Genomic DNA, 12,437 nt, shown 5'->3' on the forward strand with positions numbered 1-12,437 from the left:
TCCTGCCCTACATCGGCCCAGGCATCATCTTGGTCGGCTTCTCCAGCATCGGGAAGTCGGCCTTGCTGCATGTCACCTTGGGGTTCGTCGGGGTGAACATGCCGTTCGGATTGTCCCTGAACAGCCAGGCATGCAGGTCGTAGTGGACGAACTCCCTCGGGATGAGCGGGTAGTGTCCTTCCATCGGCCCCATGAATTTCTGGCCGAACAGCTTCGGAGCTTCCTTCACGTCCGGCGTCAGCGGCACCAGCCATTCCACGCCGACCAGTTTCAGGCCTTTCTTGGTGGGCTCGTAGATCAAGACGTTGGGCTTCATCGGGTCGAGCGGCTTGCCGATACTCGGGACGTTGACGAAATGGATGCCCATGGCGCCCTTCGGGTAGTACATCGCGCCGTCTATCTTTTCTCCGCTGTAGTGGACGCAGCCGACGGTCGACAAATAGAGGTCGCGGACGGCGGCCGTGTAATCTTCATATTTGGCGAGCGATTTCTTCAAGGCTTCGATGTCGGCCTTGTTGGCATCCTCGGCCTGAGCAACGGCGGAGCCGAGCCATGTGCCCACAAGGCCTGCCAAAACGAGGACGCCGCAGCGCCCGAGACGAGCTGTTCTTGTCATGCATTCCTCCCAGATTCCCTTAATCTAGCCGTGCAAGACCGGGGCAGCAGATGCAGATTGCGCGGCCGTTTGACCACCCCGTCCCCTCTGGAACAGCAGGATGGTAGTCCTTTCCCTGGTTCCGGAGAAGTATCAATTAGAACAAGCTAATGGCCTAAGACCTTCGACCCATCTTTGGAGCGTCAAACAAAAAACGGCCCCGTACAGGGCCGTTTGTTTGATGGAGTTGCCCTCTTCGGGCGGCGTCTCAGGTGAGCGGCGACAACTGGATTTCGACGCGCCGGTTCTGCTCGCGACCAGCGGCCGTCGCGTTGGATGCGATCGGGCGCGTCTTGCCGAAGCCGGTGACGGCGAAGCGGCGCTGATCGACGCCCTGGCCGGAGAGGTAGTTGGCGACAGCGAGCGCGCGGCGCTGCGACAGATCGAAATTGTGCTGGTCGCCGCCGGTCGAATCGGTGTGGCCGAAGACGTCCACCGTGGTCTGGCGGAACTTCTTGAGCACCAGCGCGACCGAGTTCAGCACCGGATAGAAGCCCGGCTTCACCGCGTCCTGGTCCACGTTGAAAGTGATGTCGGACGGCATGTTGAGGATGATCTGGTCGCCGCTGCGGGTGACGCTGACGCCGGTGCCCTGCAACTGGCGGCGAAGCTCGGCTTCGTTCTGGTCCATCGTCGCGCCGATCGCGCCACCGGCGAGCGCGCCGATGCCGGCGCCGATCAGGGCGTTGCGACGGTCATTGCCGCCGGCGAGCAGGCCGAGACTCGCGCCGGCCAGCGCGCCGAGGCCGGCTCCGGCCGCCGTGTTGGAGATCTTCTGGTCGCCGGTATACGGATCGGTGGTGGTGCAGGCGCTCACCAGCAAAGCCGTCGCCACGGCGACGAGCACAGTCTTCTTCATGAGTTTGGTCCCTCTCGAACTCGCGGCCTTGGCGGCCGCGCCAAATCAGCCCTTCCGCAGCCTTGTAGCATGAAATGCGGCGAAAAACGGAACGGGAGTGCCGCCGGCGAAGTTTCGCGGATCAGCCCCGTTTTGCCGCTACCACAAATTCTTGCCGTCGATGACGACCACCTCGACCGTGTCCAGATCGAAATCGTCGAACAGGCGCGAATTGACGCTGATCTTCGGGTTGTCGAAATCCGGCTTCCCAGTCGACCAATCGGGCGTTTCGGTGAAGGTGCCGCAGCCACAGGTGGCGCAGAAACCGTGCTTTACGGTCTTCGAGCCCCAGCGATAGAAGGAGACATTTTGCGGCGGGCTGGTGAGCTTGAATTGCGATGGCACATAGTAGGCCCATAGCGACCCGCGCTTCGAGCAGAAGGAGCATGTGCATTGCGTCACCGTCTGGGGTGCCTCGGCAACCTCGAAGGTTGTGGCCTTGCAGTGGCAGCTTCCCTTGATCGTCATCAAAATCACCTCTCCGTTCTCCGCCGCCATGCCGGAATTCCCCTGGCGGCAGGGCAACATAAAGAAGCGATCCTGACAACTGTCTGTCAGCAGCTTCGGCAGCTGTCCTGCCGTGCTCGAAGACCCTCGCGCTTCGTGTTTGGGTCGCGAAGTTTAGAGCATTTCAGCGTTTCATGGAAACGCCGAACCGCTCTATCTCTTTGTTTTTACCCAATTCCGGACGGAAAACCGTTACACGCTTTTCCTGGAATTGCTCTAGTAGGAAGGCGGCGGCACGAACAGGCAGATGGTCTTGCCCGCGTCGAGCCCTGCCTGATGGGCGCACCAGTGGTACTCCCCATCGGGCGAGTTCTTGACCCGCTTGTCGGCATAGGCGACCACCTCGCCCGTACCTTTTATGACGTAGCCTTCGGGCCGCTCGCTGATCGAAGATTGCGGCACCTCCTTGCAGTCATAATTGGCGCAGCAGGCAAATGGATAGCTCCAACCCTGCGGCAACACCGCCGTTGGTTTGGCGTCGTGAGCGAAGGCAGGCGCGGTCAGCGCCGCAATCGCCCCCGTCGCGAACAGGGAAAACAAAAGTCGGCCAGCCGGTCGAGCGGCTTGGGCCGATCTTGATTTGGCAGCAGACATCGAAGCGTTCCTTTCGAGCATCAAGCGTTTTCGCTTGCCCGTTCCCGGAACGTATCTTCCCAGTGGCCGGATCGTCGGTCGCAGATATGCCGCATCCGGCCATAAATGCTTTTAACCCCAGCATGAAGCTGGGCTGATTCCTCGGCTGGCGCAAGCAACCGATTGCAACGGCAATACCGCGCTTCACGCCAGTCTCTGCCATCCAGAATCGTGCGCCGGCTTGGTTAACGAGCGGTTAGCCGCGCGGGCTGGTGCCGGACAACGAGATTCGGCTCAAGCTGGTTCCAGACGTTCAGCCGGGAACATGCTCATCATACTGCGGCAGGTCGTCGGAGATTGTGAACCACTTCGCCTTGGAGCCGACAAAGATGTGGGCGCTTGGACGAATGCCCGGTTCGTCGACGAGCGTTCCCATCGGGACATGAACGTAAGCTCCCTCCCGAACCAGCGAATAAAGAAGCGAACCGCATTGCCCGCAATGCGCGTCGTGGCCGGTTTCATCACCGTAGATCAGCAGCCGGTCGCCGCCGTCGGTCAGGCGAAACTTATCGCTCTCAATGCCGGCGAAGGGCTTGAAGGCCGAGCCCGTGGTGCGCCGGCAATTGGAGCAGTGGCAGTTCGCGGCATAGACGAACTCGTCGGCCACCTCGTAACTCACGGCACGACAAAAGCATTGTCCGGTAAGTTTGCGCGTCACCAGCTCTTCCCTTGTGCAACGGCAGGATGTGCTCAGATTCAGGTCAGGCTGAGCCGAGAATGGCGGTTTCCGAGAACCGGAGCGGAGCGTACTTTTCGTACGTGAGCACCGGAAGCGCAGGAAACTGTCATTCGCAGGCCGGCCTTACCTGAATATGGGCATATCCTAGTCGAGGTCCGCCACCGCTTCGCCTGCGCCGCCCTCGATGCGGTGCGAGAGCGAGGCTTCCATGAACTCGTCGAGGTCGCCATCGAGCACGCTCGACGGCGAGGTGCTTTCGACGCCGGTGCGCAAGTCCTTCACAAGCTGATAGGGCTGCAGCACGTAGGAACGTATCTGGTGGCCCCAGCCTATGTCGCTCTTTGATGCCTCGGTCGCATTGGCAACCGCCTCGCGCTTCTTCAGCTCTTCCTCGTAGAGCCGCGAGCGCAGCATCTCCCAGGCCTTGGCCTTGTTCTTGTGCTGCGAGCGCTCGGCCTGGCAGGCGACTGCGATGCCTGTTGCGATATGGGTGATGCGTACAGCCGAATCGGTGGTGTTGACGTGCTGCCCGCCCGAACCGGAGGAACGATAGGTGTCGATGCGCACGTCGGATTCGGAGACATTGATCTCGATTGAGTCGTCGACGACCGGATAGACCCAGACGCTGGCGAAAGAGGTGTGGCGCCGCGCGTTACTATCGTAGGGTGAGATGCGCACCAGGCGGTGAACGCCGGATTCGGTCTTCAACCAGCCATAAGCGTTGTGGCCCTTGATCAGCACGGTAGCAGACTTGATGCCCGCCTCTTCGCCGTCATGGACTTCCAGCACCTCGACCTTGAAGCGGCGGCGCTCGGCCCAGCGCGTGTACATGCGCAGAAGCATCGAGGCCCAGTCCTGGCTCTCGGTGCCGCCGGCGCCGGCATGGATTTCGAGGTAGGTATCGTTGGAATCAGCTTCGCCGGAAAGCAGCGTCTCGACCTGGCGGGCCTTGGCCTCGCCCTGCATCGAACGCAGCGCCGCCTCGGCTTCCGCGACAATGCTGTCGTCACCCTCTTCCTCGCCGAGCTCGATCAGGCCGATATTGTCTTCCAGCGCCTGGGTCATTCCCTTGACGGCGGCGATGCCGTCCTCGAGCTCCTGGCGCTCGCGCATCAGTTTCTGCGCTTCGATCGGATCGTTCCAGAGGCTGGAATCCTCGGCGCGCGAATTCAGGTACTCAAGCCGCTTTACAGCCTGATCCCAGTCAAAGATGCCTCCTCAGCAGGGTTATCGCCTGCCTGATCTCGTCGACAATGTTGAGCGTTTCCGCGCGCATGGCTTTTCGTTCGGTCCTGTTCTTTTCGGTCTTTGCGGGATAGGCGCGATACATAGGCACGGCATCGCCGCCTGTAAAGCGAAATGGGCCGGCTCAACCGTGACCCCGAAAATGTGGAAACCGGTTTTTGCTACGCTGACCTACGGTTCGGAAAAGGTCACGGTCTAGGAATAAGTCGCCGGCCCATTTCGGGAATGCAGGACATCAGTAGAGGCCGCCGCCGCCGCTCTGGATGGCCTGGTTGGCCTGTGGCGATAACGGCCCGCCGGCGCCGTTGGAGCCGTCGGCGCCCATGCCGATCACCCAATAGCTGTCGGCCGGGCCGGTGCCGGGCTTGAAGGCCTCGATAATGGTGTTCGGATCGCCCTCGGCGGCGCGCATGCCGGTCTTGCGGTTGATGGCGATCAGCTTCATCCCGTCCGGAACCTGGAAGTCGGTGTTCGGCTTGCCGTCGAGCGCCACGCGCATGAAATCCTTGAAGATTGGCGCCGCCAGGCCGCCGCCGGTCGCGCCCTTGCCAAGGCCTTTCGGCGTGTCGAAGCCCATATAGAGGCCGACGACGAGGTTCGGGGTGAAGCCGATGAACCAGGCGTCCTTCTCGTCATTGGTCGTGCCGGTCTTGCCGGCGATGTGACGGCCGAGCTCGCCGATGGTGGCGCCGGTGCCGCGCTGGACGACGCCCTCCATCATCGAGGTGATCTGGTAGGCCGTCATCGGGTCGAGCACCTGCTCGGAATTGTCGACCAGCTCCGGCTCGGGCTGGTTCTTCCATTCCGTGGCGTTGCAGCCTTCGCAACCGCGCTCGTCCTGCTTGAACACCGTCTTGCCGTAGCGATCCTGGATGCGGTCGATCAGCGAGGGTTTGATCGATTTGCCGCCATTGGCCATGATCGAATAGGCCGACACCATGCGCATCACGGTCGTCTCGCCGGAGCCTAGCGCCATCGGCAGATAAGGCGCCAGATGGTCGTAGACGCCGAAGCGTTCGGCATATTCCACGACCAGCTTCATGCCCATGTCGTTGGCGAGCCGCACCGTCATCAGGTTGCGCGACTTTTCGATGCCGGAGCGCAAGGTGGCTGGGCCCGCGACCGTGCCGTCATAGTTCTTCGGCGTCCAGGTGGTGTTGCCGCTCTGGATGGTGATCGGACCGTCCATGATGACGGAGGCAGGCGTGTAGCCATTGTCGAGCGCCGCCGAATAGACGATCGGCTTGAACGAGGAGCCGGGCTGACGCATCGCCTGGGTGGCGCGGTTGAACTCAGACTGCGCGTAGGAGAAGCCGCCGACCATGGCGAGCACGCGGCCGGTATGCGGATCCATGGCGACAAGGCCGCCCTCGACCTCCGGCACCTGGCGCAGCATGTAGGTGTCGTCGGAGCCTTCATTCTTCTGCACGAAGACCACGTCGCCAGGCTCCAGCACCTCGGCGGGAGATTTCGCCCTGACGGACTTGCCGTTGACGAAGTGGCGCATGGCGAAGCCCATATCGTCCTTGCTGACGGTGCCCTGGACGCGATCCTTGACGAGTTCGCCGGAAATCTGCCGAGTCGGCTGGATGCCGATGGTCAGACCGGTGGCCGAACTGTCGAGCACGACGGCAAGCGTCCATTCCGGAACGTCCTCGAGGCCCTTCACATTGCCGAGCGGCACGCCCCAGTCGCCGGAAACGTCGATATGCGTGACCGGACCGCGATAGCCGCGAAGCATGTCGTATTTGAGCAGGCCGTTCTGCAGCGACTTGCGCGCGATGAGCTGGACGTTCGGATCGAGCGTCGTGCGCACCGACAGGCCGCCCTCGTAAAGCGCGTTCTCGCCGTAGCGGGCGATGATCTGACGGCGGACTTCCTCGGTGAAATACTCGCCGGCGAACAAATAGGAGCCGTTGCGGCGCGGCGTCACGCCGAGCGGTTCGGCCTTGGCCTTGGCGCCTTCCTCGCGGGTGACGTAGCCGTTCTCGACCATCTGGTCGATGACCCAGTTGCGGCGCTCGATCGCGCGGTCGGCATGCTTGAAGGGATGATAATTGTTCGGGCCCTTCGGCAGCGAGGCGAGATAGGCGGCTTCCGCGACGGTCAGCTCGTTGACCGACTTGTCGAAATAAGTGAGCGCGGCGCCCGCCACGCCATAGGCGCCGAAGCCGAAGAAGATTTCGTTGAGATAGAGCTCGAGGATGCGGTCCTTCGAATAAGCCTGCTCGATGCGGAAGGCCAGGATCATCTCCTTGATCTTGCGCTCATAGGTCTGGTCGGAGGTGAGCAGGAAGTTCTTCGCCACCTGCTGGGTGATCGTCGAGGCGCCGACCTGGCGCCGGCCCGAGCCAAGGTTCTGCAGGTTGACGATGATGGCGCGGCCGAGGCCGGTGATGTCGATGCCGGGGTGGTTGTAGAAGTTCTTGTCCTCGGCCGACATGAAAGCGGCCTTGACGCGGTCAGGGATGGCCTGGATCGGCAGATAGAGACGCCGCTCGCGCGCATATTCGGCCATCAGCGAGCCGTCCGAGGCGTGAATGCGCGTGGTTACAGGCGGCTCGTATTTGGCCAGCACCTCATAGTCGGGCAGGTCCTTCGCCACGTGGCTGATATAGATGGCGATACCGGCGGCCACCAGCAACGCCAGCGTCGTGCCGACGCCAAAGAAATAGCCGATGAGACGAATCATGCCCGCTCCAGTCCGAAGTTCGGGATTTTCCTAAACGAAGCCGACAGTCGCGCAAGCTTCCAGGGGCGGTCCCAATCCGCAATCAAAGACCCATGTCGCCACCATGTGGACAAAATACGGCAGCGCGAGATTTCAGGACTTGGTTTGCCAATAATAACGCCGGGTGTTGTCGTCATGCAACGCTGCTTGTGGTTGCAGACGTCCGGCGGTTGTGAGCGGCTGCGGCCGCTCAGCCGCCCGTCGCGGTTCCGGCCTTGGCCGCGGCGAACAGCGCAACCGCATTGGTTATGCTTTGCGCGGCCTTGCCGCGCCAGTCGGCGCTGAGCAGTTGCGCCTCGTCCTTGGTGTTGGACAGGTAGCCGAGCTCGACCAGGACGGACGGCACGTCCGGAGCCTTGAGCACCCTGAAGCCGGCGGAGCGCTGCGGATTGTTGATGAGGCCGACGCTGGTCGACAGCTGGCCGACCAGCGTGTGGGCGAAGCTCATCGAGAAACCGTGGGTTTCGCGACGGATCAGGTCGATGAGGATGTCGGTGACTTCCTTGTTGTCATCCTCGATCTTCATTCCGGCGAACTGGTCGGAGAGGTTTTCGCGATCGGCGAGCGCCTGGGCCTCCGGATCGGAGGCCTTGTCCGACAGCGTGTAGACCGTGGCGCCGCGAAGCCCCTTGACGGCGATCGTATCGGCATGGATCGAGATCAGCAGGTCGGCCTCGTGCTGGCGGGCGATGCGCACGCGCTCGTCGAGCGGCAGATACACGTCGTTGTCGCGCGTCATGTAGACATCGTATTTGCCGACCCCGGCCAGCTTGTCGCGCAGTTCCTTGGCAAAAGCGAGCGTGACGTCCTTTTCGACCGTGCCGGCGGAGCTTTCGGCGCCGCCATCGACGCCGCCATGGCCCGGATCGAGAACCACCGTGAAGCGATGGCCCGGCGCCGAGACCGGTCCGGTGCCGACCCGTTCGCCCTTTTCGGTGGAAACCGTCGAACCGGTCGTCAGCGACTGGTTGGACAGAGCCGCGTCGAACTCCCGCTCGGAGGCGGCCGACATATCGATGGCGATGCGGTAGCCGCTGCCATCGTCATTCTTGAGCACGTCGAGCTTGTCGACGGAAAAGGGTCCCTTGCCAGTGAGGATCAGGCGCGAACCATGCCCTTGATCGCCGTAGCGGACAGCCCGCACAAGGCCGCGCGGCTTCACATCCTTGGCCTCGAGAGCGAATCGCGTGCGGGGCAGATCGACGACCAGGCGATTGGGGCCGCGCAGCAGAAACCATTTAACGTCCGGTTCGCGGTCGAAATTCACCACGATGCGCATCTTGGTGGCGTCGCCGGCCATCTTGTAACCGGTCGCGCCAAGCAGGGCGTCGGCCCATGCTGCGGCGGTGAAACAGAGGACGATCGCCAGCAGCAAGGCGGCCCAGGCCATGCGCGGGAGATGCGCCGCGGCCCCACCCCTCTTGTCTGCGGCCCCTACCCGTCCCATCTCTTTTCAGTCGCTCCGGTTTGACGCGTTTGCGCCCGGTCTTCTGGCAGAGTGCCCGTCGGGCCGCCAATTCGATTAACGATTGGTATTCAGAGAAGGTTAACCAAGCCTTTAACGGAGTACGATGAAGGCACCTTCCCTAGCGGAAGCCCTTTTTGCCGGCATCCGAAATCGGGGTTGCCTTCCATCCCGCCAAATCATAAAAGCGACGTTGGATCACTGCAATCCTGGAACCGCTCGCCTCAGCAGTTTCCTGCCATAGGTCGGATGCAAAGGCGGCTCCTTTACCCTTCCAGGCTCAGGTGGTCGCGACGATTTTCGCAGGCGTGCCCTCGTGGCGGGGGAATCGCTTGCGTGAGGAAAACGGCCGGGTTTGCCCCGCGCCGGCTCTTTACGAGCAAACAAGCTGGTCCGGCTCTGCCCGGGCTTTGGTTCAAAAGGTTCTGCTGGGTGCCGATGGCTTCAAGCGCAATCATGGAAAGGTCCGCATCAAACCGCGCCATTGTGGCTGCGGGCGGCACCGCCATTGCGCTCAAGCGGCGGCCGGCGGACATTCAATTATCCGGCATGCACACACGTACAGGCGCACAGCGGCGGGCTCTGCCACGCCGGCTGCGGCTGTCGGCTGCCGGCAGGAAACAAGATAATGCCCAACAAGATGCTGATAGACGCCTCCCACCCGGAGGAAACACGCGTTGTCGTCGTTCGCGGTAACCGCATCGAAGAATTCGACTTTGAATCCCAGGACAAGAAGCAGCTCAAAGGAAACATCTACCTCGCCCGCGTAACCCGCGTCGAACCTTCCCTCCAGGCAGCCTTTGTCGAGTATGGCGGCAACCGTCACGGTTTTCTCGCCTTCAGTGAAATTCACCCCGACTACTACCAGATCCCGGTCGCCGACCGTCAGGCTCTGTTGCGCGCCGAAGCGCAGGAGGCCGAGGACGAAGACGACGAGGAGGCCGAGAACGGTGAGGAGCAGCAGGCGCGCGATCGCGGCGGCCGGCGCAACCGGCGGCGCGGCGGCAAGAACCGCGACCGTGGCGAGCACAAGCACGCTGCCTCGGAAAACGAGGAAAGCCCGGCCGAGGCCGTAGCGGCCGACGAAACCACCACCGAGGTTGCCGGGAGTGAGGACGCTGGCGAGACCGCCGACGCTTCAGCCGAGAATCCCGAAACCTCCGCTGAGACCGTCGAAGTCGAGACCGTGTCGGAAACGGCCGAACAATCCGCCGCCGAGGCCGGCGAAAACGCGACGGACGTCGAGGATGGCAAGTCCTCCGAAGGTGGCCCGACCTCGATTGCCGCGAGCGTCGAGGCCGACGTGATTTCAGAGGCGGTCCCGCAGGCGGATCAACCCGAGCAGACTGGCCTCGAGCAGGCTGGCGAAGCCGCCGCCAGCGACAATGATCGCGGCATGCTGGAAGAAGTCTCGTCCTCGCATTCGGATGAGCATGAGGTGGAATCGGTCGGCGCCGAAGACGCGCTCGAGGAAATCCGCAACCGCCGCAAGCCCGTGCGTCGCCAGTACAAGATCCAGGAAGTCATCAAGCGCCGCCAGATTCTTTTGGTGCAGGTGGTCAAGGAAGAGCGCGGCAACAAGGGCGCTGCGCTCACCACGTATCTGTCGCTTGCCGGCCGCTATTCGGTCCTGATGCCCAACACGGCGCGCGGCGGCGGCATCTCGCGCAAGATCACCAACGCGCAGGACCGCAAGCGTCTGAAGGAGGTCGTGGCCGACCTCGAAGTGCCGCAAGGCATGGGCGTCATCCTGCGCACCGCCGGCGAAAGCCGCACCAAGGCCGAGATCAAGCGCGACTACGAATATCTGATGCGGCTTTGGGAAAACGTCCGCAACCTGACGCTGCAGTCGTCAGCCCCTGCCCTGGTCTATGAGGAAGGCAGCCTGATCAAGCGCTCGGTGCGCGACCTCTACAACAAGGATATCGACGAAATCCTGGTCTCCGGCGAAGACGGCTACCGCGAAGCCAAGGATTTCATGCGCATGCTGATGCCGAGCCACGCCAAGGTGGTTCAGCCGTTCCGCGACACGACCCCGATCTTCGTGCGCAACGGCATCGAGGCGCAGCTCGACCGCATGCTGCAGCCGCAGGTGACGCTGAAGAGCGGCGGCTACATCATCATCAACCAGACCGAGGCGCTTGTTTCGATCGACGTCAACTCCGGCCGCTCCACCAAGGAGCATTCGATCGAGGAGACCGCGCTCCACACCAATTTGGAAGCCGCCGAGGAAGTGGCGCGCCAGTTGCGTCTGCGCGACCTCGCCGGCCTCATCGTCATCGACTTCATCGACATGGAGGAGAACCGCAACAACCGCTCCGTCGAGAAGCGGCTAAAGGATCACCTCAAGAACGACCGCGCCCGTATCCAGGTCGGCCGTATCTCGCATTTCGGCCTGATGGAAATGTCGCGCCAGCGCATCCGCGCCAGTGTGCTGGAATCGACCATGAAGCCCTGCCCGCATTGCGGCGGCACCGGCCATGTGCGTTCCGATTCCTCCGTCGCGCTGATGGTGGTGCGGGCGATTGAGGAATTCCTGCTCAAGGATTCGCGCAGCCACATCATCGTACGCACGCCGGCCGCGACCGCGCTCTATGTGCTCAACCACAAGCGCGCCAATCTGGTGGAGCTCGAAGCCCGCTTTGGCCTGACGATCACGATCGAGGCCGATGAAACGCTCGGTACCCAGCACTACGCGATCTTCCGCGGCGCCATTGCCGAGAAGCCGGAAGGCTTTGTCGAGGTGCGCAGCCTGCCGGCCTATGTCGAGCCGGAAGAACCCGAGGACGAGATCGTCGTCGAGGAAGAGGAAGAGGTTGCGGTGCAGACCGAACAGCCGCGCCACCCGCAGCAGCAGGGCCAGCACCAGCAGCGCTCCGAGGAAGGCGAAGGCCGCGATCGCAAGCGCCGCAAGCGCCGGCGTCGGCGCGGCGGCAGGGATCGCGACCGCGAGCACAATGGCGATGCTGCCGCGGCAACGCCGACTGAGATTGATGAAGTCGCCGACGACGCACCGGAAGAGGCGACCGAGGAAGTGACCGCCGGTGGCGAAGCCGAGGCTGCCGCAACCGAGGACGCCGCTGGAAAGAAGCGCCGGCGCGGCAAGCGCGGCGGCAAGCGCAACCGCCGTGACGATGAGGCTTCGGAGGAAGCAGCAGGCGCAGCCGTCGGCGACGTCGTGCACGAGGCCGCTGAAGGCGAAGACGCAGCCGGCGAACCGGCGGCGACAGCCGCGCCCGAGCAGGCTGCCGCTCCGGCGCCGGCCAATGACGACGCCGAGGTCGCCGAGAAGCCGAAGAAGCCCCGGCGTTCGAGGGCAAAGAAGGCCGCCGAGGAAACGGTGGCGGAGACGGTGTCCGAGCCTGTGGCGGAAGCCCAGGTCGCGCCCGTGGCGGTCGAGCCCGAGCCCGTGGCCGCCGCGCCTGAGGCCGAGGCCGAACTCGCCGCCAACGCTCATCCGACGCGCCGCAAGCCGCAGTCGATCGACGCGCCGGTTGTTCCGGTAGTGTCCTCGAACGTGTCCGATGAGGCCAAGACCGACGACAAGCCGAAGCGTGCCGGTTGGTGGCAGCGCAAGGGCTTTTTCTAAGCTTTTCAAATTGTTGGACTGATTTCTTTGCGAAA

The 12,437-nt window shown here is 62.9% G+C and carries 11 protein-coding genes; 2 read left to right on the forward strand and 9 right to left on the reverse strand.

The window, feature by feature from the left end; translation table 11 throughout:
* Positions 1 to 7: 7 nt before the first annotated feature.
* The 7 genes from DPM33_RS22710 to prfB form a co-directional block, all read right to left on the reverse strand.
* Positions 8 to 616, reverse strand: a complete 609-nt coding sequence (locus tag DPM33_RS22710; protein WP_112099651.1) for a hypothetical protein — start codon at positions 614 to 616, stop codon at positions 8 to 10.
* 247 nt (positions 617 to 863) lie between these two features.
* Complete coding sequence (locus DPM33_RS22715) at positions 864 to 1,514, reverse strand: YiaD family glycine zipper/OmpA-like lipoprotein (protein ID WP_112099652.1); 651 nt, start codon at positions 1,512 to 1,514, stop codon at positions 864 to 866.
* Between the two features lie 138 nt (positions 1,515 to 1,652).
* Complete coding sequence (locus DPM33_RS22720) at positions 1,653 to 2,021, reverse strand: GFA family protein (RefSeq protein ID WP_112099835.1); 369 nt, start codon at positions 2,019 to 2,021, stop codon at positions 1,653 to 1,655.
* A gap of 255 nt (positions 2,022 to 2,276) precedes the next feature.
* Entirely contained in the window at positions 2,277 to 2,591 is a 315-nt protein-coding gene (locus DPM33_RS22725) for a hypothetical protein (RefSeq protein ID WP_245442340.1), read from the reverse strand.
* Entirely contained in the window at positions 2,473 to 2,841 is a 369-nt protein-coding gene (locus DPM33_RS37075; RefSeq protein ID WP_245442344.1) for a hypothetical protein, read from the reverse strand. The genes DPM33_RS22725 and DPM33_RS37075 overlap by 119 nt, the downstream gene beginning before the upstream one ends.
* Before the next feature lie 105 nt (positions 2,842 to 2,946).
* Positions 2,947 to 3,351 (reverse strand): GFA family protein, encoded by a 405-nt coding sequence (locus DPM33_RS22730; RefSeq protein WP_112099653.1) that lies wholly within the window; start codon positions 3,349 to 3,351, stop codon positions 2,947 to 2,949.
* Between the two features lie 165 nt (positions 3,352 to 3,516).
* Positions 3,517 to 4,648 (reverse strand): peptide chain release factor 2 gene (gene prfB, locus DPM33_RS22735; RefSeq protein WP_112099837.1). Its coding sequence is split into 2 segments (ribosomal slippage): positions 3,517 to 4,581 and positions 4,583 to 4,648, totalling 1,131 coding nucleotides; the frame shifts between segments, so codons are not numbered across the junction.
* Between prfB and DPM33_RS36360 the strand changes: the two genes are divergently transcribed.
* Positions 4,583 to 4,816, forward strand: coding sequence for a hypothetical protein (locus DPM33_RS36360; RefSeq protein ID WP_167449181.1), 234 nt, complete (start codon positions 4,583 to 4,585; stop codon positions 4,814 to 4,816). The two genes, prfB and DPM33_RS36360, sit on opposite strands and share 66 nt — an antisense overlap.
* 36 nt (positions 4,817 to 4,852) lie before the next feature.
* Here DPM33_RS36360 and DPM33_RS22740 read toward each other — a convergent pair whose 3' ends face one another.
* Positions 4,853 to 7,309: a penicillin-binding protein 1A gene (locus DPM33_RS22740; RefSeq protein WP_112099654.1), complete on the reverse strand. Its 2,457-nt coding sequence runs from the start codon at positions 7,307 to 7,309 to the stop codon at positions 4,853 to 4,855.
* Between the two features lie 229 nt (positions 7,310 to 7,538).
* Positions 7,539 to 8,738: an N-acetylmuramoyl-L-alanine amidase gene (locus DPM33_RS22745; RefSeq protein WP_245442323.1), complete on the reverse strand. Its 1,200-nt coding sequence runs from the start codon at positions 8,736 to 8,738 to the stop codon at positions 7,539 to 7,541.
* Positions 8,739 to 9,441: 703 nt separating this feature from the next.
* Between DPM33_RS22745 and DPM33_RS22755 the strand changes: the two genes are divergently transcribed.
* Entirely contained in the window at positions 9,442 to 12,402 is a 2,961-nt protein-coding gene (locus tag DPM33_RS22755; protein ID WP_112099657.1) for an Rne/Rng family ribonuclease, read from the forward strand.
* Positions 12,403 to 12,437: the final 35 nt, after the last annotated feature.

Origin of the sequence: Mesorhizobium hawassense (genome assembly GCF_003289945.1) — a bacterium.
GTDB lineage: Bacteria > Pseudomonadota > Alphaproteobacteria > Rhizobiales > Rhizobiaceae > Mesorhizobium > Mesorhizobium hawassense.